The following is a 24,843-nucleotide window of genomic DNA, read 5'->3' on the forward strand; positions in this document are numbered from 1 at the left end:
ACTGTAGGAGCGAGCTTGCTCGCGAAAAACCTGAGGACGCCGCGTTTAATCAGGAAACCCGCGTCATCGTTAACGTCCATCGCGAGCGAGCTCGCTCCTACAGGGTCATCAATTTTCCATAGGGACAAACAACAAGGGGGCGAATTTTCATCCGCCCCCTGTTTGTCCGCTTACTCTTGCGGTTCTTCGTCAGCGGCGGCATCGAGTTGCTGATCGTCAACCACGTCGTCGATCACGACTTCGCCGTCGAACACCACACCCTCTTCGCCTTCCAGCTCTTCACCTTCGACTTCCGACGGCTCCTGGACCCGCTCCAGACCCACCAGCGTTTCGTCGCTGGCCAGCTTGATCAGGGTCACACCCTGGGTATTACGACCCAGGCTCGAGACTTCGTCGACACGGGTACGCACCAGAGTGCCCTGGTCGGAAATCAGCATGATCTCCTCACCGTCGAGCACCTGCACGGCACCCACCAGGCGGCCGTTGCGGTCGTTGCTGACCATGGCGATCACACCCTGGCCGCCACGCTTGTACTCCGGGAACTCGCCGATGGCAGTACGCTTGCCGTAACCACGCGCCGAAGCGGTAAGGATCTGGCTGCCTTCTTCCGGGATCAGCATGGAAATCAGCTTCTGCCCTTCCGGCAGGCGCATACCACGCACACCGCGCGCGGTACGGCCCATGGCACGGACGTCGGACTCTTTGAAGCGAGTGACCTTGCCGCCGTCAGAGAACAGCATGACTTCACGCTCGCCATCGGTGATGGCTGCGGAAATCAGCACGTCGCCTTCGTCCAGCTCCAACGCGATCAGGCCGACACTGCGTTGACGGCTGAAGGATTCCAGCGGGGTCTTCTTCACGGTGCCTTTGGCGGTTGCCATGAAGATGAAGTGACCTTCGGTGTATTCCTCGACCGGCAACATGGTGGTGATGTACTCATCACTGTCCAGCGGCAGCAGGTTGACCAGCGGACGCCCACGGGCAGCGCGGGAGGCTTCCGGAATTTCGTAGGTTTTCAGCCAGTACACCTTGCCCTTGCTGGAGAACAGCAGCAGCGTGGTGTGGCTGTTGGCAACCAGCAGGTGAGCGATGTAGTCCTCATCCTTGACGCCAGTCGCCGACTTGCCTTTACCGCCACGACGCTGGGCCTGGTACGCAGCCAATGGCTGGGTCTTGGCGTAGCCACCGTGGGAAATGGTCACGACGCGCTCTTCTTCCGGGATCATGTCACCCAGGGTCAAGTCGAGACGGGCATCGAGGATTTCGGTGCGGCGCACATCGCCGTATTCGGCGCGGATCACTTCCAGTTCTTCGCGGATCACTTCCATCAGGCGCGTGGCGCTGTTGAGGATGCGGATCAGCTCGCCGATCTGGTTGAGGATCTCTTGATACTCGGCCAGCAGCTTTTCGTGCTCCAGGCCAGTCAGGCGGTGCAGGCGCAGCTCCAGAATGGCTTGCGCCTGTTCCGGCGACAGGAAGTACTTGCCATCGCGCAGGCCGTATTGCGGGTCCAGGGTCTCTGGACGGCAAGAATCGGCGCCAGCGCGCTCGACCATCGCCACCACGGCAGAGGATTCCCAGGCCGTGCTGATCAGCGCTTCCTTGGCTTCCGACGGCGTTGGCGATGCCTTGATCAGGGCGATGACCGGGTCGATGTTCGACAGGGCAACCGCCTGGCCTTCCAGGATGTGGCCACGCTCGCGGGCTTTACGCAGCTCGAACACGGTACGGCGGGTCACGACTTCGCGACGGTGACGCACGAAGGCTTCCAGCAGGTCCTTGAGGTTGAGGATCCGTGGACGGCCATCAATCAGCGCGACGATGTTGATACCGAACACTGCCTGCAACTGGGTCTGGGCGTAGAGGTTGTTGAGAATCACCTCTGGCACTTCGCCGCGACGCAACTCGATCACAACGCGCATACCGTCCTTGTCGGACTCGTCGCGCAGCTCGGTGATGCCTTCCAGCTTCTTCTCTTTGACCAGCTCGGCGATCTTCTCGATCAGACGCGCCTTGTTCAACTGGTAAGGCAATTCGGTGATGACGATCTGCTGGCGACCACCGACCTTGTCGATGTCTTCGATCGTCGAGCGGGCACGCATGTAAATGCGCCCGCGACCGGTACGGTAGGCTTCGATGATGCCGGCGCGACCGTTGATGATCGCAGCGGTCGGGAAGTCCGGACCCGGGATGTATTGCATCAGCTCGTCGACAGTCAGCTCGGGATTGTCGATGAGCGCCAGGCAACCGTCGATGACTTCACCGAGGTTGTGCGGCGGAATGTTGGTCGCCATGCCCACGGCGATACCGCTGGAGCCGTTGACCAGCAGGTTGGGAATACGGGTCGGCATGACCGCCGGGATCATTTCGGTGCCGTCGTAGTTCGGCACCCAGTCCACGGTTTCCTTGTGCAGGTCAGCCAGCAGTTCGTGCGCCAGCTTGGTCATGCGCACTTCGGTGTATCGCATCGCGGCGGCGTTGTCGCCGTCGACCGAACCGAAGTTGCCCTGGCCGTCGACCAGCAGGTAACGCAGCGAGAATGGCTGCGCCATCCGAACGATGGTGTCGTACACCGCGGTATCACCGTGAGGGTGATACTTACCGATCACGTCACCGACAACACGGGCAGATTTCTTGTACGGCTTGTTGAAGTCGTTACCCAGCTCGCTCATTGCGAACAGCACACGCCGATGCACGGGCTTCAAGCCATCGCGCGCATCAGGCAGTGCCCGCCCGACAATTACGCTCATTGCGTAGTCGAGGTAGGACTGCTTCAGCTCGTCTTCGATATTGACCGGGAGGATTTCTTTGGCCAGTTCGCCCATGAGAAGCCTGATTCCTTTTTCTGGTGAAACTTCGTCACATCCAGATGGGACGAACGAAGCTCGCCGCTGCAGGCTGAGTGCCATGCACCGACTTACGACAAATCAACGAGTTATGCCATGGATCTGCGCAGTAAAGGTTACCCCGTGGGGCGACCTTGGAAACCGCCGGATGTTATCACAAGAGCCGCCACGCACCTATCCCCCTGATGCGCATGGAGCATAGTTAGTTGACCGATGACAGGCTTGAAGAGGACGAGAGAAGCTTAGAGGCTTATCGAATGCAGATTCGAGGCTCGATTAAGGCTGGTTTGTGGGTTTACGCGCAAAACCCGTGGGCGCGAGCCTGCTTGCGACAGCAACCGCCCAGACACCCGACCCCATCAATGCAGGCGCTTGCGGCACATCAATTGCGCCATCTTCGCGGTATCCGGCCGCTCGACCAGGCCTTTTTCGGTGATGATGGCATCGATCAGGTCCGCCGGCGTGACGTCGAACACCGGGTTGAAGGCCTCGACCCCCTCACCGATCCGACGGCCACCCACCTCGAGCAACTCACTGACATCGCGCTCTTCAAGGACGATGTCCTCGCCGCTGGCCAGGTTCATGTCGATGGTCGAACTCGACGCCACCACCATGAAGCGCACGCCGTGGTGCATGGCATTGACCGCCAATTGATAGGTGCCGATCTGGCTGGCCACATCGCCATTGGCGGCAATCCGGTCAGCGCCGACGACCACCCAGGTAATCCCCTTGGTCTTCATGACATGGGCGGCGGCGGCATCGGCATTGACGGTCACCGGAATGCCTTCGTTGGCCAGTTCCCAGGCAGTCAGGCGCGAGCCTTGCAGCCAGGGCCGGGTTTCGTCGGCGTAGACCCGCTCGACCATACCCTCCAGGAACGCCCCGCGAATGACCCCAAGCGCCGTGCCGAAACCACCCGTGGCCAGCGCACCGGCATTGCCATGGGTGAGGATGGTCTGCGCATTGCCCTGATGCTTGCGAATCAGGTCGACGCCCAACTGGGCAATGGTCAGGTTGGCTTCACGATCACTTTCATGGATCGCCAGGGCTTCGGCCTCAAGCACGGCCAAGGGGTTGGCGTGAGTCTTGAGTCGCACCAGGCGTTCGCGCATGCGCCCCAGAGCCCAGGACAGATTGGCGGCGGTCGGACGGGATTCGGCCAATAGGGCAAAATCCTCTTCCAGCGCCGCCTGCCAGTCGCCACCTGCGGCAAACCGGGCATGCGCGGCCAGCACCAGGCCATAGGCGGCGCTGATGCCGATTGCCGGAGCGCCGCGCACCACCATGGCACGAATGGCCTCGGCCACCTGAGCCGCAGTGGCATGGGCAATCCAGCGTTCCTCGAACGGCAGCAGGCGCTGATCCAGCAGGTACAGGGCGCCGTCTCGCCAATCGATGGCCTTCACCTTCTCAGCAGCCAACAGTCGATCGCGCATCCCTCACCCCGTACTCATGAACAAAAGCCGTCGATTATAGCGATCCCCCCGCGAAGACGCTCGGGTATACTTCGCCATCCTTTACAAAAGCACTGGACCGAATCCTCGATGCCGAACCCTGTTGCCGCGCTCGACCTCCTCTTGCTGCCGACCTGGCTGGTGCCTGTCGAGCCGGCGGGCGTGGTGCTCAAAGAGCATGGCCTGGGGATCCGCGACGGCCGAATTGCCTTCATCGGTCCACGCAGCGCTGCACTCAAACTCGTCGCCCACGAGGTCCGGGAGTTGCCAGGCATGCTCCTCAGCCCCGGGCTGATCAACGCCCACGGGCATGCAGCAATGACCCTGTTCCGCGGCCTGGCCGATGACTTGCCACTGATGACCTGGCTCGAACAGCACATCTGGCCGGCCGAGGCCAAGTGGGTCGATGAAGCCTTCGTGCGCGACGGCACCGACCTGGCCATCGCCGAGCAGATCAAAGGTGGCATCACCTGTTTCTCGGACATGTACTTCTTCCCCAAAGTTGCCAGTGAGCGCGTACATAACAGCGGCATACGGGCACAGATCGCGATTCCGATCCTCGACTTCCCGATTCCCGGCGCCAGCAGTGCCGACGAGGCGATCCGCCAGGGCATCGAACTGTTCGGCGACCTCAAGCACCATCCACGGCTCAAAATCGCCTTCGGCCCCCATGCACCCTACACCGTTGGCGACGAAACCCTGGAGAAAGTCCGGGTGATCGCCGAGGAACTGGACGCCGCCATCCACATGCACGTTCACGAAACCGCGATCGAGGTGCAGCAGGCACTGGAAAAACACGGCGAACGGCCATTGGCCCGCCTGGCACGCCTGGGCCTGCTGGGGCCACGCTTCCAGGCGGTGCACATGACCCAGATCAGCGAAGATGACCTGGCATTGCTGGTAGAAAGCAACAGCAGCGTGATTCACTGCCCGGAATCGAACCTGAAACTGGCCAGCGGCTTCTGCCCGGTGGAGCGCTTGTGGCAAGCCGGAGTCAATGTGGCGGTCGGCACCGATGGCGCCGCCAGCAACAATGACCTGGACCTGCTGGGCGAAACCCGCACCGCCGCCCTGCTGGCCAAGGCCGTTGCCGGTTCCGCCAGCGCCCTGGACGCCCATCGCGCCTTGCGCATGGCGACCCTCAATGGCGCTCGCGCCCTGGGTCTGGAGCAGCAGACTGGCTCGCTGGAAGTCGGCAAGTTTGCCGACCTGGTGGCCTTCGACCTGTCCGGCCTGGCCCAGCAACCGGTCTACGATCCCGTATCGCAACTGATCTACGCCACCGGCCGGGACTGCGTGAAACACCTTTGGGTCGGCGGCAAGCAATTGCTCGACGACCGGCGCCTGACGCGCCTCGATGAACAACAGCTATGCGCCACGGCCAACGCCTGGGGCCAACGCATCAGCGGCCACACCGAATAGAACGAACCCTTGAGCTGAACCTCAAGGCTGACAGCAGAATATTTCAGATTCAGAGGATTACCCATGAGCAACGTCGACCACGCTGAAATCGCCAAATTCGAGGCCCTGGCCCATCGCTGGTGGGACCGCGAAAGCGAGTTCAAACCCCTCCACGACATCAACCCACTGCGGGTCAACTGGATTGACGAGCGCGTCAAACTGGCGGGCAAGAAAGTCCTGGACGTCGGCTGCGGCGGCGGCATCCTCAGCGAATCCATGGCACAGCGCGGCGCCACCGTGATGGGTATCGACATGGGGGAAGCGCCCCTGGCGGTCGCCCAGTTGCATCAACTGGAGTCGGGCGTGAGCGTGGAATATCGGCAGATCACCGCCGAAGCCCTGGCGGAAGAAATGCCCGAGCAGTTCGACGTGGTCACCTGCCTGGAAATGCTTGAGCACGTGCCCGACCCTTCTTCGGTGATCCGCGCCTGCTTCCGCATGGTCAAGCCTGGTGGCCAAGTGTTCTTCTCCACCATCAACCGCAACCCGAAGGCCTACCTGTTCGCCATCGTCGGCGCCGAATACATCATGAAGCTGCTGCCGCGCGGCACCCACGACTTCAAGAAATTCATCCGCCCTTCCGAACTGGGCGCCTGGAGCCGTGCGGCCGGCCTGACCGTCAAGGACATCATCGGCCTGACCTACAACCCGCTGACCAAGCACTACAAGCTGGCCGCCGACGTTGACGTCAACTACATGATCCAGACCCTGCGCGAGGAGTAAGCCCATGGCCATCAGAGCAGTTCTCTTCGACATGGACGGCACCCTGCTCGACACCGCGCCGGACTTCATCGCCATCTGCCAGGGCATGCTGGCCGAGCGCGGGCTGCCGGCGATCCCGGACAAACGCATCCGCGACGAGATTTCCGGCGGGGCCAAGGCCATGGTCGCCGCGACCTTCATGCTGGACCCGCAGGCGCCAGGCTTCGAGGCGCTGCGCCTGGAGTTCCTCGAGCGCTACCTCAAGGGCTGCGCGGTCCACAGCGCACTGTTCGATGGCATGGCCGAACTGCTGGCCGACATCGAGAACGCCAATCTGATCTGGGGCGTGGTGACCAACAAGCCACTGCGCTTTGCCGAACCGATCATGCAACAACTGGGGCTGGCCGAGCGCTCGGCGCTGCTGATCTGCCCCGATCACGTGAAGAACAGCAAGCCAGACCCGGAACCGCTGATCCTGGCGTGCAAGATGCTCGACCTCGACCCGGCCAGCGTCCTGTTCGTCGGCGACGACCTGCGCGACATCGAGTCCGGACGCGATGCCGGCACCCGCACCGCTGCAGTGACCTACGGCTACATTCACCCTGACGACAACCCGCGGCACTGGGGGGCGGACGTGGTGGTGGATCATCCGCTGGAGTTACGCAAGGTGCTCGATAGCGCGCTGTGCAGTTGCTAAGCAGGGATCCAAGGGAGCGCACCTGCTGGCGATAGCCGCACCGGCGCCCCCACCGGGGTTGCACCTGATCTGAAGAATTTTTGTAGAGGTTTTTTATGTTTGATTACTCCGCTCGCCCTGAATTGCTCAAGGACCGGGTCATCCTGGTCACCGGTGCCGGCCGCGGGATCGGCGCAGCCGCCGCGAAAACCTACGCCGCTCACGGCGCCACCGTGCTGCTGCTGGGCAAGACCGAAGCCAACCTGACCCAGGTCTACGACGAAATCGAAGCGGCGGGCCACCCACAACCGGCAGTGATCCCGTTCAACCTGGAAACCGCCCTGCCGCACCAGTACGACGAGCTGGCGGCGATGATCGAGACTGAGTTTGGCCACCTTGACGGCCTGCTGCACAACGCTTCGATCATTGGTCCACGCACGCCGATCGAGCAACTGTCCGGCGAAAACTTCATGCGCGTCATGCAAGTCAACGTCAACGCCATGTTCATGCTCACCAGCACCCTGCTGCCCCTGCTCAAGCTGTCCCAGGACGCCTCGGTGATCTTCACCTCCAGCAGCGTGGGTCGTAAGGGCCGTGCCTACTGGGGCGCGTATGGCGTCTCGAAGTTCGCCACCGAAGGCCTGATGCAGACCCTTGCCGATGAAGTCGACACCGTCGCACCGGTCCGCGCCAACAGCATCAACCCGGGCGCCACCCGCACCAGCATGCGCGCCCAGGCCTACCCCGGGGAAAACCCGAACAACAACCCGACCCCGGAAGAGATCATGCCGGTCTACCTGTACCTGATGGGGCCGGACAGCAGCGGCATCAACGGCCAGGCGTTCGACGCCCAGTAAGCTGGCGCCGCAGCCCGCCGCGACGGCTTCCCGTCGCGGCGGGAGCAAGCCGATGCCACTATTCTGCTATGCTGAGTCAAACAACCGTCGCATTGCTCGCAGGCATCCCCCTCGGGGTGACTCAAGCATTTGATTGCAATCGGTTTTTCCTGAAAATGAACCGATGGCACGCATTTCGCTCTAAATCTGCATCAAACACGCTGTTACCCAGCCTGTCAGACAGCATTCCTGCTTGGGGGCGCACGCCATATGAAATCTCCGACCCAGACCCACGCAATTGATTTTGATAGCGCCAAATTGCAACGCCTGGGTTTTGGCCAGATCCCACCCCTTGTGGAACGCCCTGCGAGCCTGAGCCAGTTGCGCCAGCAAATGGGCCTGCAATTGCAAACCAGCCTGGAGCCGCAGCGCATCCTCGGCCTGTTTTTTCGCGAAGTTCAGCGCCTCGTTCCCCTGGACGCCCTGCACTATCGGCATGAACCCAGCGAGTTGCGCCTTGAGCTCGGCCAGCGCGGCCATCACTCGGTGAGCTACAGCCTCAGCCATCAGGGCGAACACTTGGGTGAACTGGTGTTCCGGCGCAATCAACGCTTCAGCGAACAGGAACAGGCCAACCTCGAAGCCCTGCTGGTGCCCTTGCTGTTCCCGATGCGCAACGCCCTGCTGTATCGCGCGGCGACGCAAAGCGCGCTGCGAGACCCCCTGACCGGCACCGGTAATCGCATTGCCATGGATCAGACCCTGGAACGAGAAATCCACATGGCCCGGCGTCACCAGCAGCCCTTGTCCCTGCTGATGCTGGATATCGACCACTTCAAGCGCGTCAATGACAGCCATGGCCACGCGGCGGGCGACCAGATCCTCAAGGCCGTCGCCACGTCGATCAAGAACCAACTGCGCAACGTCGACATGGTCTTTCGTTTCGGTGGCGAGGAGTTTTTGATCCTGCTGTCCAATACCAGCCGCGAAGCCGCGGCCATGGTCGGCGAACGCCTGCGCTACAGCTCACAGATGGCGGATTACCAGGTAGAGGGCAAGCAGATCGAACTGACCGTCAGCCTCGGCTGCTCGACCCTGCTCCCCGCAGAGTCGGCTGACAGTCTGCTGCGCCGTGCTGACAGCGCCCTGTACGTGGCCAAGCGCGAGGGGCGCAACCGCCTGGCGATGGCGGGATAGTCCCCCGTCACCCTGCTTGAGAATGTCGGGGGGGTCGCTGCGCAACCCAACGCAGCCTTCGGCAGTTGCTACAGAGGCCGCGCCGTCAGCCTTCGGCCATCGCCATGCGCCCACGAACTATGCTGGGCGTGTGGACGAACTCCAGTTGCAGGCACCGCTCCAGGAACAGGTACATGTAGTCGTAGCTTTTGCACACGGCTTGGCGCAGTTCTTCCTGCAGCGCCTTGCTGGGGTTATGGCCGGCAAGCGTGCAGATGATCTCCAGCGCCTCCCATGGATGAGCATCATCGTACTGCGCGTGCATCTTCAGCCACTTCATGGCGCGCTTGCGCTCCTCATCGGCAAATGAGGCCGCATAGATCCCGTTGGAACAGACCAGCGCCGACCACTCCCCTGTCGCCCCCTCGATCGCATAGTTGGTGGCGGCGATGGCGACGATCAACGAGTCGGACGAACTGGTATGCCAACACCAATGACTCAGCGCATGCAGCTCCGCAGGCACCTGTTGCGCCTGCAAATCCTCCAGGCTGACGCCATGGGCACGACTCCAGTGCAGCCAATAGTCGGCATGGTTGAGCTCAACCCGAATATTACGCATCAACCAGCGGCGCGCCATGTCCTCGCCCGGGTGCCGGGCAAAGCGGGTCTTGGTCAGGTTCTGCGCCATATACAGTGCAAACTGTTCCACCACCGGCCAGCCACCAATCAAGTATTGGCGCATGGTCCGGGCGCTGAGTTGGTTGTCGCGCATGCGGTGGTAAAGTTCATGCTCGACCACCCGGCGCTTACTCTCGCTGCACGCCTGAATCAATTGCTGAGCCCAGGCGGGATAACTAGCAGCTTCCATGAGCGGGCCGGTCCTGTTGAATGTATCGATCACTGTCGCACTCCTTTTGATTGTGATGGTTACAGATCGACAGACAACTTCAACGGAACGTACCGGGCGCCTTGAACAACAATGGCCGAGGTCGACTCGGCCGACAGAGCAGGCTGTCTGTGGTAAACAATTGCGGTCGTTCAATGTTGTAACCCTGAGCATAATCCACACCGATCTCCAGCAAGGCCTGCTCGATCTGCGGGGTTTCAACAAATTCGGCAATCGTGCGCTTACCCATGACATGACCAATGTGGTTGATCACTTCGACCATTGCGCGGTTAATCGGGTCGTCCAGCATATCCCTGACGAAACTTCCGTCGATCTTCAGAAAGTCTACAGGTAAGTGTTTCAGATACGCGAACGATGACATTCCGGCACAAAAATCATCAAGGGAAAAGTAGCAACCCAAACCCTTGAGTTCATTAATAAATTTAATTGCACTGGCTAAATTTGAAATAGCACTGGTTTCAGTAATTTCAAAACAAATCATTTCAGGCGGAATACGATGAATTACAAACTGCTGACGCAAGAAGATTAAAAAATCATCATCACCAATAGTAATGCCTGACAGATTAATCGCACACATCGCCATCGGCGCTTCATGTTGTTGGGCTATACACTGGGCAATTATCTTGAATACATTCTCCACCACCCAGCGATCCAGGGAAGTCATCAAGCCATAACGCTCGGCGGCGGGAATGAACGAGTTGGGCAATATCATTCGCCCGGCTTCGTCATGCAGGCGCAACAGAATTTCGACATGCCCACCGCCTGTCTCGACGTGCCCCAAGGTGGCGATTTCCTGGGCGTACAAACAGAAGCGATTTTCTTCAAGGGCCATGTGCAAACGCTGCACCCAGGCCATTTCGCCAAACCGCAGCGACAACTCCGAATCGTCTACGTGGTACAGCTGCACGCGGTTACGGCCCTTCTCCTTGGCCATGTAGCACGCCATGTCCGCGGCCCGCAACAGGGATTCCAGGGTCGTTGGATTCTGCGCGACGTGCACCACACCGATACTGACAGTGGTCACGAATGGCCGGCCTTTCCAGACAAAATGCAGGTTTTGCACAGTCTGGCGCAGGATTTCGGCGATTCTCTCCGAAGACTCCGGCGAGCAGTTCTCCAGGAGAATGCCGAACTCGTCGCCCCCCAGCCGAGCCAGGGTGTCACCCTCGCGCAATCCCGACTGCAGCAAGGCACAGATGTGTCGCAACAACTCATCGCCGGCAGCATGGCCACAGGTGTCATTGACCAGCTTGAATTGATCGAGGTCGAGGAACATCAGGGCATGTCGCCCCGGTTGGCGTGTCAGGTTAAGCAGCGCCTGCTCCAGGCGAAACTCGAATTCGCGGCGGTTGGCCAGGCCGGTCAAGGCATCGTGGGTCGCCTGCCAGGAAAGGTTGGCGATGTATTGCCGCTCCTGGGTCATGTCATGCAACACCAACACCGTGCCACTGACCTTGCCGGCCGTGTGAATCGGCGACCCGACCAGGGTCACCGACACCGTACTGCCGTCCAGACGCTGGATCAGCATGGCGTGCTCGCTGCTGCCACTGAGCTGGCCGCTGAGAATGTGCTCAATCAGGCTGAACCCATCGGCCTGGGCGTTTTCATCCAGCAGATTGAACAACGCCGCCAGCGGCAGGCCGACGGCCTGTGCGGCCTTCCAGTGGGTCAGCGCTTCAGCCGCCGGGTTCATGTAGGCGATGGCGCCCTCCACATCGGTGGTGATCACGCCGTCGCCAATGGACTGCAAGGTAATTTGCGCGCGCTCTTTTTCCAGTTGCAGGGCATCGGCAAACGCGTGGCGCTGGGCCAGCAGTTTGTGGGTCCGCAGCAAGGCCAGGGCAATCAGGCCGAGTGCAGTCGCCAGGTTGGTGAACAGCAGCCACCGCAGAATCACCCGCGAGCCCTCGCCCAGTGCATCGCTGAAGGCCTTGGCGGCGGGAGTTACACCTTCATTGATGGCAAATATCCGCGCCTTCCAACGCGCCATGTCCGCGTCGGTGGCCTGGTTGTGGATGATGCGCTCATGCATCTCCCGGGCGACTTCGTCCAGTTGGACCAGATACGCATCACCCTCGATCCAACGATCGATAGCGATTTCCAGATAGCTGAAATGGCGAAAATTCAAGTACAACCAGATCAGGCTCGGTACATCGTCGGGGTGATTACCCCCCTTGATAATGCCTCGTCGGGCCGCTTCACGGTCCGGCGGCTCGCTGTCCAGCGCAACCCGCAGCTCATGGCCACCTTCTGGCACCGCCATGGCCTGCTGGTATTTTCCAAAGATCGACTCGTCGCGGCTGTCCGCGTACAGATTGAGGTAGTAGATCGCGTCTTTCTGGCTCTTGGACCACAGGCTCTCGCCAGCCACATAGCCGCGAACCGCTGACAGCGTGTAGAGGCTGACACCACCGAGCAGGGCCTGAAATAGCACGACGGCAATAAACGGCCAGACGATGCCCAGCAACCGAGGTGTCCCGAGAGTCCTTTTTTGCTTCATGAGGTCCCTTGCGTTAGCACTGCTTGATCGTCGTCTGCACGATTTCGCTACAGCTAGCCTAGGAGGCGATCTCACTCCCGGCAAGCCGCAGCATTTTTAATGCTCATAGAGGTATACCACCTCGAGAACACTTGAACGCTCGAACCTTGGGTTTCGTTGCCTAGTCCTGAACAGGGTGCGCCAGTTTCAGGAAAGTGAGCGCTAATCGCCCTCAGTGCTGTTGCAAATGACCATACAGCTTAGCGTACAAGCCACCGTCAGCGATCAGCTGCTGGTGGTCGCCGTCCTCGGCAATTTGCCCGCCATCAAACACCAGCACCCGGTCGGCCTGCTTCACCGCAGACAGGCGGTGCGCAATGATCAAGGTAGTGCGTCCACTGAGAAACCGCGCCAGCGCCAGGTGCAGGTTGTACTCGGTGGCGGCGTCGAGGGCCGAGGTGGCCTCGTCGAGAATCACCACCTTGGGTTCGGCGAGCACCATCCGGGCAATGGCCAGGCGTTGTCGCTGGCCACCGGACAAACGCACCCCGGATCGCCCGACGATGCTGTCCAGCCCTTGGGGCAGGCCCTTGACGGTGGCATCGAGCTGGGCGATCTGCAGGGCCTGCCAGCAGGCTTCATCACTGCGCTCGCGGCCCATGGTCAGGTTGGCGCGAATACTGTCGTTGAACAGCGCCGGGTGCTGCAGCACCACCGCGACATGCTCCCGTATGGTTTCCAGGCCAATGTCGTGCTGGGTGACACCGCCAAAACGGATTTCGCCGCCCTGGGGGGTGTAAAGCCCCAGGAGCAATTGCACCAAGGTGCTTTTACCGCCACCACTGGCCCCGACGATGGCGACTTTTTCTCCAGGCGCAATGGACAGGTTCATCTGATCCAGCACCGGCTCGTCGCCATAGCTGAAACTCAGGCCCTGCACTTCGATGCCGACCGTCTCGCGCCCCTTGAACGGATCGATCCCTCCCGGGTACTGCGGCTCGTCGGCGCGCGACAGCAGCTCATTGATGCGCGTCAGGGCACCGCCGGCTGCGTAATAGGCGTATTGCAGATTAAGCAGTTGTTCGACCGGACCAATCATGAACCACAGGTAGCTAAACACCGCCAGCATCTGGCCGATGGACAGGTCGGAAAACAGTACCGTGAGCATCGCTGCCGCACGAAAGATGTCGATGCCGAACTGGAACAGCAAGCCACTGGCGCGGCTCGAGGCGTCGGTTTTCCACTGGGAATTGACCGCATAGTTGCGCACGTCCCGGGCACGGGTGCCGAGGCGACCGAGGAAAAAGCCCTGGCGGTTGCCGGCACGGATTTCCTGAATCGCGTCCAGGGTCTCGGTCAGCGCCTGGGTGAACCGCGAGGTGCTGTCGTTCTCCAGCTTCTTCAGGTGCTTGACCCGCTTGCCCAACTGCACCGTGGCGTAGATCACCAGTGGGTTGAACAACAGAATCAGCAGTGCGAGCTGCCAGTGCATCCAGACCAGGATCGCCGCCGTGCCCACCAACGTCAGCATGGCCACGAGGAACCGGCTGAGGGTCTCGCCGACAAACTTGTCGACCGTGTCCAGGTCGGTGACCAGGTGGGTGGTCACCGTGCCGCTGCCCAGGCTTTCATACTCTCCCAGGGAAATGCACTTGAGGCGCTCGATCAGGCGCAGGCGAATGCGATACACGATGTCCTTGGCCAAGCCCGCAAACAGCCGCGCCTGCACCACGTTGAACAACAACGCCGCGCAACGCAGGGTCAGGGTGATCAGCAACATCAGGCCGATATAACCGGCGGCGCTTTGCCAGGCCTGGGGCAGCGCGTGGTTCATCACCTTCAGCGCCGCATCACCATTGCCCAGCAACACCTCATCCACCAGCAACGGCAGCAGCAAGGGAATCGGCACGCTGCACAGGGTCGCCAGGACGGCGACACCGTTGGCGATCCACAAGGCTTTTTTATGCCGCAGGGCGAGGCGACGGATGTGTGCCCAACTCAGCCGATCGACTCGCTCCGGTGGCTGTTCGGCGTCAGGCCGGTCATACACAGGCAGCACGCTCCAGCCAGCGGCCGAGCAATGGGGACAGCTCGCTAAGTGGCTGGTAGCCATTGGTCAACAAGGCCAGTTGACCGTTACGCTCGGCCAACAAGGTCGGGAAGCCGGCAATCCCCAGGTCCTGGACCCAGGTGAAATCCGCCGCCGTGGCGGCGTGCTGGTCGGCACGGTCGAAGGCCGCGGCGAATTCGATCCGCGGCAAGCCCGCTTGCTCGGCCAACTCCACCAGCACGCTGGCATGGGTGACGTCGCGACCCTGTGCATAAAACGCCTGCTGGATCAGCTTGAGCAACTGCCAGGCGCAATCCGGTGCCAGGCTGCGAGCCGTGACCAGCGCGCGACAGGCAGGCTCGGTGTCATAGACAAAACCCTCCGCCAGTGCACCGTCGAGCTTGAACGGTTGGCCGGTGGCGTCGTTGACGGCCTGCCAATGCTCAAGAATGTAGCGCCGGGTGGTGGGCTCCAGCGCCGAGCCACTGCCGGTGCGCAAGCCGCCGACCACCAGGTGCACATCCACGCCGGCGGCCTGCGCCTGCAAGGCCAATGCCTCGGCCACCGGAGCGAACCCCCAGCACCAGGAACACATCGGGTCCATTACATAGAGCAGGCGCGCGGTCATGGTTCAGGCCTCGGTGCTGGATTGCTTGTAGTTGTAGCCAATCGGGTGCGGCTGGTTTCGCGCCTTGGCCAGTTCAATCTGCTTTTGCCGGTCGATCGCACTGCGACGGGTTTTCTCGCTCAGCTTGTCCCAGCAGTGGGGGCAACTGATGCCGGCCACGTAGTGCTCGGACGCACGGTCTTCGACGCTGACAGGTGTACGGCAGGCATGACATTGATCGTAGTCGCCTTCGCTCAAGTCGTGGCGAACGGTGACCCGGTTATCGAACACAAAGCAGTCGCCCTGCCATTTGGTTTCTTCCTGCGGCACCTCTTCGAGGTACTTGAGGATCCCGCCCTTGAGGTGGAAGACCTCATCGAAGCCCTGGCTGAGCATGTAGCTCGACGCCTTCTCACAGCGGATGCCTCCGGTGCAGAACATCGCGACCTTCTTGTGCTTGGCCGGATCGAAGTTGGCTTTGATGTAGTCGGGAAATTCGCGAAAGCTGGTGGTCTTCGGGTCGATCGCCCCTTCAAAAGTGCCGATCGAGACCTCGTAGTCGTTACGGGTATCGATCAACAGCACTTGCGGGTCGCTGATCAAGGCGTTCCAGTCCTGGGGCTCGACGTAGGTGCCGACTTTCTTGTTCGGGTCGACGCCTTCGACGCCCAGGGTCACGATCTCTTTCTTGAGCTTGACCTTGGTGCGGTAGAACGGCTGCTCGTCGCAGTACGATTCCTTGTGGTCGATATCGTCCATGCGCGGATCGTTCTTGAGCCAGGCCATCAGGCCGTCGATGCCTTCGCGGCTGCCGGAAACCGTGCCGTTGATGCCTTCCTCGGCAATCAGCAGGGTACCTTTGATGCCGTTGTCGACCATCGCCTGCAGCAGGGGCTCGCGCAGCGCGACGTAATCTTCCAGGGTGACGAACTTATACAGTGCCGCCACGACAATCTGTTGTGTCATGGGTATTTCTCCAGGTGGCTACCCTCGTAAAGGGTGAACCGGATGCGAAAAAAAACGCGCCGGCATAACCGGCGCGCTGCGTAGTCTAACAAAAATCCGCTTGCCTGTAGGCGGTCAGTGCTTGCTGCCACCGGCACAGGTCGGCGAGGCAGGCGCCGCACCGGTCTTGGCCCACTCCTCAGGGGTGTAGGTGTGCAGCGCCAACGCGTGAAACTCCCCCATCAGGTCGCCCAAGGTGGCGTAGACCTTCTGGTGGCGTTTGACGCTGTTGAGCCCGGCGAACTGTTCGCTGACCACCACCGCCTTGAAGTGGGTCTGCAATCCGCGGCTGTGCATGTGGCTTTCGTCCAGCACATCCAGGTGCACGGGTAGCAACGCGTTCAGCGTCGTCTCAATACGTTGTTGCATGGTCATCACGGGCTCCGGTCAGGGCTTTTTCTTGGCATCTGCCGCGGCTTTTGGATCAAGTTCGTTGGTCATGTCGGCCAGCAGTTTGTTGACCACCGGTACCGCGCTTTCCAGCTTGGCCTGGGTCATCTGCGCCGATTGCTGAGTCAGTTGGGGCATTTTTTCCAGGACTTTCTTGCCCAGTGGCGACTTGTAGAACGCAACCAGGTCCTTGAGTTCGGATTCGCTGAAGTTGCTGGTGTACAGCTTGACCATGTCCGGTTTGAGCTTTTTCCAGCCGATGGCTTGGTCCAGCGCGGCGTTGGCCTTGGCCTGGTAGGTTTCCAGCACGGCCTTTTTCGACTCCGGGGCCTTGGTCTGGGCAAAGCGCTGGGCAAACATCTGCTGCACCTGCATGTACACCGGGGTACCCAGCTTGTCGGCATGCGCCAGGGTCAGGAAAGCCTCGGCGCTGGCATTGTGGCTGGCGGTATCGGCGAAGGCCTGGCCGCTGGCGCAGACCAGGGCAACCGCGGTACAGATGGCACGAAGACGGGTCATCGAGTTTCCTTTTCTAGCAAGCGAGGTAAAACCCCAAGGGGAGCCATTCTGCGCCTAAAAAACGCGTGCGCTCAACCCCTCCCCCGTGCCGGGCCTGATTTGCAGCAACCCAACGGTAGAAAAATCGACTGATGGAACCCCCAGCGACAATCAGCACCTAAACTTCGCTATCAACCCTGAAGGAATGTGACCCATGAGCCGTATTGAAACAGACAGCCTTGGCCAGGTTGAAGTCCCGGATGACGCCTACTGGGGCGCGCAGACCCAACGCTCGCTGATCAACTTCGCGATTGGTAACGAACGCATGCCGCTGGCGGTGCTGCACGCCCTGGCGCTGATCAAGAAAGCGGCGGCCCGGGTCAATGACCGTAATGGTGACCTGCCGGCCGATATTGCCCGACTGATCGAACAGGCGGCCGACGAAGTACTCGACGGCGAGCACGACGAGCAGTTCCCCCTGGTGGTCTGGCAAACTGGCAGCGGTACCCAGAGCAACATGAACGTCAACGAGGTGATTGCAGGTCGTGCCAACGAACTGGCCGGCAACCCCCGCGGCGGCAAAGCGCCAGTGCACCCGAACGATCACGTCAACCGCTCGCAGAGCTCCAACGACTGCTTCCCCACGGCCATGCACATTGCCACGGTGCAGGCCGTGCAACAGCACCTGCTGCCGTCGATCAACGAACTGTCCGGCGGCCTGGCCGAGCTGGCGGCGCGCCACATGAAGCTGGTGAAGACCGGGCGTACCCACCTGATGGATGCCACGCCGATCACCTTCGGCCAAGAGATTTCCGCCTTCATCGCCCAGCTCGACTACGCCGAGCGGGCAATTCGCAGCGCCTTGCCGGCCGTCTGCGAGCTGGCCCAAGGTGGGACCGCCGTCGGCACCGGGCTCAATTCGCCCCATGGTTTTGGCGAAGCGATTGCCGCGGAACTGGCCGCCCTCTCCGGCCTGCCGTTTGTCACCGCACCGAACAAGTTCGCCGCGCTGGCCGGTCATGAGCCGCTGACCACCCTGTCCGGCGCACTGAAAACCCTCGCCGTGACCCTGATGAAACTCGCCAACGACCTGCGCCTGCTTGGCTCCGGACCGCGCGCCGGTTTCGCCGAGGTCAAGCTGCCGGCCAACGAACCGGGCAGTTCGATCATGCCCGGCAAGGTCAACCCGACCCAGTGCGAAGCCCTGTCGATGCTGGCGTGCCAGGTGATGGGTAACGACGTGGCGATCGGCTTTGCCGCCAGCCAAGGTCACCTGCAGTTGAACGTGTTCAAGCCGGTGATCATCCACAACCTGCTGCAATCGATCCGTTTGCTCGCCGACGGCTGCAGTAACTTCCAACTGCACTGCATCGCCGGCCTGGAACCGGATGCCGGGCAAATGGCCGCGCACCTGGAACGAGGCTTGATGCTGGTGACCGCGCTGAACCCGCACATCGGTTATGACAAGTCGGCGGAAATCGCCAAGAAAGCCTACAGCGAGGGGTTGACCCTACGTGAGGCGGCGTTGCAGTTGGGCTACCTGACGGACGAGCAGTTCGATGCCTGGGTGCGTCCGGAAAACATGCTGGAGGCCGGCAAGCAGGGCTGAGTCCGCCAGCACGCTAACACCGGGTACGCCTTGCCCCAGGTAGGAGCAAGGCGTGTCCGCGATAAACAACAATGCGCTCTACCGACTGACCGCTGCCCGCATCCGCCGCGCCCTGAGCCCGGCCATCAGCGACGGCCCCAATGCCACCAGCGCCGAACCCAGCACCACCAGCAACGCACCGCCATACGCCAGGCCATTGATCTGCTCGGCCTGTACATACTCGGGCCATAACCAGGCCGCCATCGCCACCGCCGCAAACGTCACCAACGGCGTGATCGCCAGCGTCGCACTGACCCGCGAGGCTTCCCAATGGGCCAGTGCCTCGGCAAACGCACCATAGGCAACCAGGGTATTGAGGCAGCACGCCAGCAGCAGCCAGCCTTGCAGCGGGCTCAATTGCAGCGCCTCCAGAGGGTGCACCCAAGGCGTGAGCAACAGAGCGCAAAACAGGTAGATCACCATCATCACCTGCAGCGAATTCCACACCGTCAGCAATTGTTTTTGCCCCAGCGCATAGAACGTCCACACGGTGGAGGCCAACAGAATCAAGAGCACCCCGGCGGTGTAGTCACTCAGGGACGTCAACAACTCGCCCAGGCGCTGATTGAAAAACAGCCCGAAGCCGAGCAACAGCACCAGCAGGCCGATCCCCTGCCCCAGGCTGAAACGCTCCTTGAACACGAACACACTGCCGATCAGCAACAGGATCGGGCCCACCTGCACCACCAGTTGCGCAGTGCCGGGGCTCAACAGATTCAGGCCCATGAGGTACAGCACGTAGTTGCCCACCAGCCCGAGCACCGCCATCAGCACCAGCCAGCCGCCTTTGGGCCCCAGGGACTTATGGCTTGGCAGGCGCCGGGTGGCCGCCAGGTAGACAAACAGGCACCCACCGGAAACCAGCAGGCGAAACCAGGTCACCGTGACCGGGTCCATCACCAGCAGCACCTGCTTGAGCTTGATCGGCAGAATGCCCCATAAAAAAGCGGTCAACAGGGCCAGGAACAGACCATAGACCCAGCGACCGGACGAAATGTGCATGCAAACCCCAGAGCAAGACGGCGTGAAAACCCCATTCTAGGCTTCCACGCCGGCATCACACAGGGACAGTTGCGCACTAGCCGCTAACACGACTGTATGGGTCGGTCCGCTCAACGCACCGCTTCGAACAACCCGCTAGCGCCCATGCCTCCGCCCACGCACATGGTCACAACGCCGTAGCGCAGGTTGCGGCGCTGCAGTTCGCGCACCAGGTGCCCGACCTGGCGCGAGCCGGTCATGCCGAACGGGTGGCCGATGGAGATCGAGCCGCCGTTGACGTTGTACTTCTCGTTGTCGATGTCCAGGCGGTTACGGCTGTATAGGCATTGCGAGGCAAAGGCTTCGTTGAGTTCCCACAGATCGATATCCGCGACTTGCAGGCCCTTGGCCTTGAGCAGCTTGGGCACCGAGAACACCGGGCCGATGCCCATCTCATCCGGCTCACAACCGGCCACGGTGAAACCCCGGAAGAACGCCTTGGGCTTGAGGCCCAGTTGCAGGGCTTTTTCCAGGCTCATCACCAGGGTCATCGAAGCACCGTCGGACAGTTGCGACGAGTTGCCCGCCGTCACCGAGCCGTCCTCGGCGAACACGGGCTTCAATCCGGCCAGGCTGTCGTAGGTGGTGTCGGGACGGTTGCAGTCATCACGATCGACGATGCCCTCGAGGATCTGCACTTGGCCGCTGTTCTTGTCCTCGACCTTGTACTTCACCGCCATCGGCACGATTTCATCGTCGAACAATCCGCCGGCCTGCGCCTGGGCGGTACGCAACTGGCTTTGCAGGGCGTAGCGGTCCTGCTCTTCGCGGCTGACCTGATACCGACGGGCAACGATTTCCGCGGTCTGGCCCATGGGGAAGTAGATACCGGGCACCTGCTCCTTGAGCAACGGGTTGATCAGGTTGTCGGTGTTGACGCTTTTCATGGTCAGGCTGATGGACTCGACGCCACCGGCGACAATGATGTCGCTGCAACCCGAAGCGATCTGGTTTGCCGCAATGGCAATCGCCTGCAGACCCGAGGAACAGAAGCGGTTCAGCGTCATGCCGCTGGTGCCCGTGCCCAGGCGCGAGAGCACGGCCACGTTACGCCCGATATTGAAGCCCTGGGCACCTTCGTTGGAGCCGGCGCCGACGATGCAATCCTCGACGCTGGCCGGGTCGATACCATTTCGTTGCAGCAGCGCGTTGACGCAATGGGCCGCCATGTCATCCGGGCGAGTCTGGTTGAACTTGCCACGGAAAGACTTGGCCAGGCCGGTTCGCACGCTATCGACGATCACTACTTCACGCATGGCATACCTCATTGTTGTTGTCGTTCAGGGGAGTGAATCGAGGATAAATCCACCGCCCTGCCGACCGCGACAATCATTCACCCCGCGTATGCAAACCCATGGTGCTCGCTCGCGACCAACATGAATGGAGCCTGACACGACGCTTACGACTTGCCAGAGACCTACCCCTACTTGCGTTTCTTGTCGTGCTTGTCGGACTTTTCGAACGCCGCTTCCAGCGCCCGGTTGATGGTGCGCAGCACCTTGACCCGGGCCCAGCGCTTGTCGTTGGCCTCCACCAGGGTCCAGGGCGAGACCTCGGTGCTGGTGCGATCGACCATATCGCCCACGGCGGCACGGTAGTCGTCCCATTTTTCGCGGTTACGCCAATCGTCCTCGGTGATCTTGAAGCGCTTGAAGGGGATCTGCTCGCGCTCCTGGAAACGCTCCAACTGGGTCTGCTTATCGATAGCCAGCCAGAACTTCACGACGATCACATTGGACGCATCGATCTGCTCTTCGAAGTCATTGATTTCGCCATAGGCCCGCATCCAGTCAGCCGGTGTACAGAAACCTTCAATGCGCTCCACCAACACCCGGCCATACCAGGACCGGTCAAAGATGGTGAACTTGCCCCGCGCCGGAATGTGCCGCCAGAAACGCCACAGATAAGGTTGCGCACGCTCTTCCTCAGTCGGTGCGGCAATCGGCACGATGCTGTACTGCCGCGGATCGAGCGCCGCGGCCACCCGCCGGATCGCCCCGCCCTTGCCCGCCGCATCATTGCCCTCGAACACCGCGACCAAGGCGTGCTTGCGCATGCGTTTGTCACGCAGCAAGCCGGACAGCCGTGCCTGCTCGGTAATCAGTTGCTCTTCATAGTCTTTCTTGGTCAGTTGCTGGCTCATGTCCAAGGCATCCAACAACCCGAGCCGGTCCACACTGGTGGTCAGTGGCGCGGCGCTGACCTTGTCCGGCTTGAGATTGGGCCGCTTGAGGGCGGCCTGCAGGCCAGCGAGCAGGATCTTGCCCACTGCCAGGCTGCGGTAATGAGGGTCGACGCCTTCGATAATGTGCCAGGGTGCATAGTCGCGGCTGGTGCGGCGGATCACCCGCTCGCCGTACTTCACGAACTTGTCGTAGGTCTGGGATTGCTGCCAGTCCAGGGGACTGATGCGCCAGCTGTGCAGCGGGTCGTCCTGCAGCAACTTGAGGCGGGCCTTCATTTGTTGCTTGGACAGGTGAAACCAGAACTTGAAGATCAGCGCGCCTTCGTTGCAGAGCATTTTCTCCAGGCGTTCCGCGCCATTGATCCCCTGGTCCAGCACCGCGTCCTTGAACAAGCCGTGAACCCGGCCTTGCAGCATCTGGCTGTACCAGTTGCCGAAGAACACCCCCATACGGCCCTTGGCCGGAAGCATGCGCCAATAGCGCCAGGCCGGTGGTCGCGCCAGCTCTTCATCGGTTTGCTGGTCGAAGGTGCGCACTTCAATCAGCCGCGGGTCCATCCACTCGTTGAGCAATTTGACCGTCTCGCCCTTGCCGGCCCCTTCGATACCGTTGATCAGCACAATCACCGGAAAACGGTTCTGCTGCTGCAACTCGAACTGAGCTTCGAGCAAGGCTTCACGCAGCGCCGGTACTTCGGCCTCGTAGGTTTCTTTATCGATCGCGTGACCGATTTCGGCAGATTCGAACATGACTGGCTCCCATCCAAGATGGCCCAAGCCTAGCGGATTGACCGGCGGTTTGTGTGGGTAAAACGCGTAGAGCTGCCATAGATCAGTTCCCGTTGCCCTGATCCGCTAGAATGGCGGCCTTGCCAATGCTGAGCCCGCCATGAATCCTGTATTGCCCCACGCCCAGCTCGACTGGGACGACCAAGGCCGCCCGCGCTCGCGGGTGTTCGATGACGTGTATTTCTCCGACCAATCGGGCCTGGAAGAAACCCGCTATGTATTCATCGAACAAAACCGCCTGAGCGAACGTTTCGCCGCCCTGAGCGCCGGCGAAAAACTGGTGATTGGCGAGACGGGGTTCGGTACCGGGCTGAATTTCCTCTGCGCCTGGCAACTGTTTGAACAGCAGGCAGTGGCTGGCGCGCGCCTGCATTTCATCAGCGTCGAAAAATACCCGCTGAGCCCTGCCGATCTGCAGCGAGCCCTGGCCCTGTGGCCGGAACTCAAGTCCTTCGCCGAGCCCTTGCTGGCGCAGTACGTGGCCATCCACCAGGGTTTCCAGCGCCTGGTGCTGGACCATGGCCGCGTCACGCTGACGCTGCTGATTGGCGACGCCCTGGAGCAGTTGCCACAACTGGACGCGCAGGTCGATGCCTGGTTTCTCGACGGCTTTGCCCCGGCGAAGAATCCCGAGATGTGGACCGCCGAGCTGTTCGCCGAGCTGGCACGCCTGGCCGCCCCCGGCTCGACCATCAGTACCTTCACCAGCACCGGCTGGGTGCGGCGATTGCTCAACGCCGCGGGCTTCAAGATGCGCCGCACGCCGGGCATCGGCCACAAATGGGAGATCCTGCGCGGGGCGTTCGTCGCCTGGCCCGCAGAGACCCCGGCACCGCCAGCCGTCAAAACCTGGTTTGCCCGTCCGCCGCAGCGCCCCAGCGAACGCCACGCACTGGTGATCGGCGCCGGCCTGGCCGGTTGCGCCAGTGCCGCCAGCCTCGCCGCACGTGGCTGGCAGGTCAGCCTGCTGGAGCGGCACGCCGACCTGGCCCAGGAAGCCTCGGGCAATCCGCAAGGGGTGCTGTACCTGAAATTGTCGGCCCACGGCACCGCCCTTTCGCAAATGATCGTCAGCGGCTTCGGCCATACCCGGCGCCTGCTGGAACACTTGCAACGCGGTCATGACTGGGATGATTGCGGGGTCCTGCAACTGGCATTCGATGCCAAGGAAGCCGAGCGCCAGGCCAAGCTGACAGCGGCCTTTGCGACCGATCTGCTGCATCCACTGGATCGCCTCCAGGCCCAGGCCATCGCCGGCATCGACCTGGAACACGGCGGGCTGTTTTACCCGGAAGGCGGCTGGGTACACCCGCCCGCCTTGTGCCGCTGGCAAGCGACCCACCCCCAGGTGCAACTGCTGGCCCACCGTGAAGTGCTGCAGTTGCGCAAGGTCGGCCCGCTCTGGCAAGCCTGGGACGGCGAGACCCTGCTGGCCAGCGCGCCGGTGGTGATCCTGGCGGGCGCGGCGCAGATCAAGCAGTTTGCGCAAAGTGCCGACTTGCCGCTCAAGCGTATTCGCGGGCAGATCACTCGTTTGGCCCAAACCCCACAGAGCCAGAGCCTCAGCACCGTGGTGTGCGCCGAAGGTTACGTCGCCCCGGCGCGCCTGGGCGAACACACCCTGGGCGCCAGCTTCGACTTCAAGAGCGACGACCTCACGCCCACCACCGCCGAACACCTGGGCAACCTGGACATGCTCAAGGACATCTCCCCCGACCTGGTCGAGCGCCTGCACATTGCCGAACTGGACCCGGAGCACCTCCAGGGACGCGCAGCCTTTCGCTGCACCAGCCCCGACTACCTGCCGATTGTCGGTCCGCTGGCCGACAGCAAGGCCTTCAACCAGGCCTATGGCGCGCTGGCCAAGGACGCCCGACAAGTACCGGACACTCCGTGCCCTTGGCTCGAAGGTCTATACGTCAATAGCGGCCATGGTTCCCGGGGGCTGATCACCGCACCACTGTCCGGCGAACTGCTCGCCGCCTGGCTGGAAAATGAACCGCTGCCCCTGCCCCGCAGCGTCGCCGAAGCCTGCCACCCCAATCGATTTGCCTTGCGCCAGTTGATTCGCGGCAAAGCCTGAAGCCCGTCAG

General features: G+C 61.5%; 19 protein-coding genes. 7 read left to right on the forward strand and 12 right to left on the reverse strand.

The genetic code is table 11. The features are described 5' to 3' along the window. Positions 1–170: 170 nt before the first annotated feature. Together gyrA and mtnA are read right to left on the reverse strand one after the other, a co-directional pair. On the reverse strand, positions 171–2,825 hold the full coding sequence (gyrA, locus tag H7995_RS24600) for a DNA gyrase subunit A (RefSeq protein WP_166591365.1): 2,655 nt from the start codon (positions 2,823–2,825) through the stop codon (positions 171–173). A 380-nt stretch (positions 2,826–3,205) separates the two neighbouring features. After that, positions 3,206–4,282 carry an S-methyl-5-thioribose-1-phosphate isomerase gene (gene mtnA / locus H7995_RS24605; protein ID WP_185819052.1) on the reverse strand — a complete coding sequence of 359 codons (1,077 nt, stop codon included), beginning with the start codon at positions 4,280–4,282 and terminating at the stop codon, positions 3,206–3,208. 108 nt (positions 4,283–4,390) lie between these two features. Here mtnA and H7995_RS24610 point away from each other — a divergent pair, with 108 nt between their 5' ends. The 5 genes from H7995_RS24610 (at position 4,391) to H7995_RS24630 (ending at position 9,172) form a co-directional block, all read left to right on the forward strand. Next, positions 4,391–5,722: a TRZ/ATZ family hydrolase gene (locus tag H7995_RS24610; protein ID WP_185819053.1), complete on the forward strand. Its 1,332-nt coding sequence runs from the start codon at positions 4,391–4,393 to the stop codon at positions 5,720–5,722. 63 nt (positions 5,723–5,785) lie between these two features. Beyond that, the gene (ubiG, locus tag H7995_RS24615) at positions 5,786–6,484 is read left to right on the forward strand and encodes a bifunctional 2-polyprenyl-6-hydroxyphenol methylase/3-demethylubiquinol 3-O-methyltransferase UbiG (RefSeq protein ID WP_182341636.1); all 699 of its coding nucleotides are present in this window, start codon (positions 5,786–5,788) and stop codon (positions 6,482–6,484) included. 4 nt (positions 6,485–6,488) lie between these two features. Beyond that, positions 6,489–7,160 (forward strand): N-acetylmuramic acid 6-phosphate phosphatase MupP, encoded by a 672-nt coding sequence (gene mupP, locus H7995_RS24620; RefSeq protein ID WP_166591361.1) that lies wholly within the window; start codon positions 6,489–6,491, stop codon positions 7,158–7,160. Between the two features lie 95 nt (positions 7,161–7,255). Beyond that, positions 7,256–7,996, forward strand: coding sequence for a YciK family oxidoreductase (locus H7995_RS24625; RefSeq protein ID WP_166591360.1), 741 nt, complete (start codon positions 7,256–7,258; stop codon positions 7,994–7,996). Between the two features lie 249 nt (positions 7,997–8,245). Beyond that, positions 8,246–9,172: a GGDEF domain-containing protein gene (locus H7995_RS24630; RefSeq protein WP_166591359.1), complete on the forward strand. Its 927-nt coding sequence runs from the start codon at positions 8,246–8,248 to the stop codon at positions 9,170–9,172. A gap of 85 nt (positions 9,173–9,257) precedes the next feature. On the opposite strand, the gene H7995_RS24635 is transcribed toward H7995_RS24630, so the two are convergent. From H7995_RS24635 to H7995_RS24665, 7 genes are all read right to left on the reverse strand, one after another. After that, the gene (locus H7995_RS24635; protein ID WP_206684739.1) at positions 9,258–10,019 is read right to left on the reverse strand and encodes an iron-containing redox enzyme family protein; all 762 of its coding nucleotides are present in this window, start codon (positions 10,017–10,019) and stop codon (positions 9,258–9,260) included. 79 nt (positions 10,020–10,098) lie between these two features. Next, the gene (locus tag H7995_RS24640; RefSeq protein ID WP_166591357.1) at positions 10,099–12,558 is read right to left on the reverse strand and encodes an EAL domain-containing protein; all 2,460 of its coding nucleotides are present in this window, start codon (positions 12,556–12,558) and stop codon (positions 10,099–10,101) included. A 211-nt stretch (positions 12,559–12,769) separates the two neighbouring features. Beyond that, positions 12,770–14,587, reverse strand: a complete 1,818-nt coding sequence (locus H7995_RS24645; RefSeq protein WP_166591356.1) for an ABC transporter ATP-binding protein — start codon at positions 14,585–14,587, stop codon at positions 12,770–12,772. Continuing rightward, the gene (locus H7995_RS24650) at positions 14,580–15,182 is read right to left on the reverse strand and encodes a DsbA family protein (protein WP_178117407.1); all 603 of its coding nucleotides are present in this window, start codon (positions 15,180–15,182) and stop codon (positions 14,580–14,582) included. Before H7995_RS24650 ends, H7995_RS24645 begins: the two co-directional genes overlap by 8 nt. Positions 15,183–15,218: 36 nt before the next feature. Continuing rightward, a complete protein-coding gene (gene trhO, locus H7995_RS24655; RefSeq protein ID WP_166591354.1) occupies positions 15,219–16,160 on the reverse strand; it encodes an oxygen-dependent tRNA uridine(34) hydroxylase TrhO in 942 nt (313 codons plus the stop codon). Positions 16,161–16,274: 114 nt separating this feature from the next. Next, positions 16,275–16,574 (reverse strand): BolA family protein, encoded by a 300-nt coding sequence (locus H7995_RS24660; protein ID WP_095168004.1) that lies wholly within the window; start codon positions 16,572–16,574, stop codon positions 16,275–16,277. 12 nt (positions 16,575–16,586) lie between these two features. Continuing rightward, complete coding sequence (locus H7995_RS24665) at positions 16,587–17,108, reverse strand: DUF2059 domain-containing protein (protein WP_185819055.1); 522 nt, start codon at positions 17,106–17,108, stop codon at positions 16,587–16,589. A 193-nt stretch (positions 17,109–17,301) separates the two neighbouring features. Between H7995_RS24665 and H7995_RS24670 the strand changes: the two genes are divergently transcribed. Next, the gene (locus H7995_RS24670) at positions 17,302–18,696 is read left to right on the forward strand and encodes a class II fumarate hydratase (protein ID WP_166591352.1); all 1,395 of its coding nucleotides are present in this window, start codon (positions 17,302–17,304) and stop codon (positions 18,694–18,696) included. 78 nt (positions 18,697–18,774) lie between these two features. On the opposite strand, the gene H7995_RS24675 is transcribed toward H7995_RS24670, so the two are convergent. The 3 genes from H7995_RS24675 to pap form a co-directional block, all read right to left on the reverse strand. Beyond that, complete coding sequence (locus H7995_RS24675; RefSeq protein WP_166591351.1) at positions 18,775–19,737, reverse strand: DMT family transporter; 963 nt, start codon at positions 19,735–19,737, stop codon at positions 18,775–18,777. A gap of 110 nt (positions 19,738–19,847) precedes the next feature. Further along, entirely contained in the window at positions 19,848–21,032 is a 1,185-nt protein-coding gene (locus tag H7995_RS24680) for a thiolase family protein (RefSeq protein ID WP_182341645.1), read from the reverse strand. A gap of 167 nt (positions 21,033–21,199) precedes the next feature. Then, positions 21,200–22,711 carry a polyphosphate:AMP phosphotransferase gene (pap, locus tag H7995_RS24685; protein ID WP_166591349.1) on the reverse strand — a complete coding sequence of 504 codons (1,512 nt, stop codon included), beginning with the start codon at positions 22,709–22,711 and terminating at the stop codon, positions 21,200–21,202. A 139-nt stretch (positions 22,712–22,850) separates the two neighbouring features. Between pap and mnmC the strand changes: the two genes are divergently transcribed. Further along, on the forward strand, positions 22,851–24,833 hold the full coding sequence (gene mnmC / locus H7995_RS24690; RefSeq protein ID WP_185819056.1) for a bifunctional tRNA (5-methylaminomethyl-2-thiouridine)(34)-methyltransferase MnmC2/FAD-dependent 5-carboxymethylaminomethyl-2-thiouridine(34) oxidoreductase MnmC1: 1,983 nt from the start codon (positions 22,851–22,853) through the stop codon (positions 24,831–24,833). Positions 24,834–24,843 lie beyond the last annotated feature (10 nt).

Source organism: Pseudomonas kielensis (assembly GCF_014236655.1).
GTDB lineage: Bacteria > Pseudomonadota > Gammaproteobacteria > Pseudomonadales > Pseudomonadaceae > Aquipseudomonas > Aquipseudomonas kielensis.

Excerpts from the sequence above, each read along its gene's own strand:
- gyrA (WP_166591365.1), bottom strand. The coding sequence starts at position 2,825 with ATGGGCGAACTGGCCAAAGAAATCCTCCCGGTCAATATCGAAGACGAG.
- mtnA (WP_185819052.1), bottom strand. The coding sequence starts at position 4,282 with ATGCGCGATCGACTGTTGGCTGCTGAGAAGGTGAAGGCCATCGATTGG.
- H7995_RS24610 (WP_185819053.1), top strand. The coding sequence starts at position 4,391 with ATGCCGAACCCTGTTGCCGCGCTCGACCTCCTCTTGCTGCCGACCTGG.
- ubiG (WP_182341636.1), top strand. The coding sequence starts at position 5,786 with ATGAGCAACGTCGACCACGCTGAAATCGCCAAATTCGAGGCCCTGGCC.
- mupP (WP_166591361.1), top strand. The coding sequence starts at position 6,489 with ATGGCCATCAGAGCAGTTCTCTTCGACATGGACGGCACCCTGCTCGAC.
- H7995_RS24625 (WP_166591360.1), top strand. The coding sequence starts at position 7,256 with ATGTTTGATTACTCCGCTCGCCCTGAATTGCTCAAGGACCGGGTCATC.
- H7995_RS24630 (WP_166591359.1), top strand. The coding sequence starts at position 8,246 with ATGAAATCTCCGACCCAGACCCACGCAATTGATTTTGATAGCGCCAAA.
- H7995_RS24635 (WP_206684739.1), bottom strand. The coding sequence starts at position 10,019 with ATGGAAGCTGCTAGTTATCCCGCCTGGGCTCAGCAATTGATTCAGGCG.
- H7995_RS24640 (WP_166591357.1), bottom strand. The coding sequence starts at position 12,558 with ATGAAGCAAAAAAGGACTCTCGGGACACCTCGGTTGCTGGGCATCGTC.
- H7995_RS24650 (WP_178117407.1), bottom strand. The coding sequence starts at position 15,182 with ATGTGTTCCTGGTGCTGGGGGTTCGCTCCGGTGGCCGAGGCATTGGCC.
- trhO (WP_166591354.1), bottom strand. The coding sequence starts at position 16,160 with ATGACACAACAGATTGTCGTGGCGGCACTGTATAAGTTCGTCACCCTG.
- H7995_RS24660 (WP_095168004.1), bottom strand. The coding sequence starts at position 16,574 with ATGACCATGCAACAACGTATTGAGACGACGCTGAACGCGTTGCTACCC.
- H7995_RS24665 (WP_185819055.1), bottom strand. The coding sequence starts at position 17,108 with ATGACCCGTCTTCGTGCCATCTGTACCGCGGTTGCCCTGGTCTGCGCC.
- H7995_RS24670 (WP_166591352.1), top strand. The coding sequence starts at position 17,302 with ATGAGCCGTATTGAAACAGACAGCCTTGGCCAGGTTGAAGTCCCGGAT.
- H7995_RS24675 (WP_166591351.1), bottom strand. The coding sequence starts at position 19,737 with ATGCACATTTCGTCCGGTCGCTGGGTCTATGGTCTGTTCCTGGCCCTG.
- H7995_RS24680 (WP_182341645.1), bottom strand. The coding sequence starts at position 21,032 with ATGCGTGAAGTAGTGATCGTCGATAGCGTGCGAACCGGCCTGGCCAAG.
- pap (WP_166591349.1), bottom strand. The coding sequence starts at position 22,711 with ATGTTCGAATCTGCCGAAATCGGTCACGCGATCGATAAAGAAACCTAC.
- mnmC (WP_185819056.1), top strand. The coding sequence starts at position 22,851 with ATGAATCCTGTATTGCCCCACGCCCAGCTCGACTGGGACGACCAAGGC.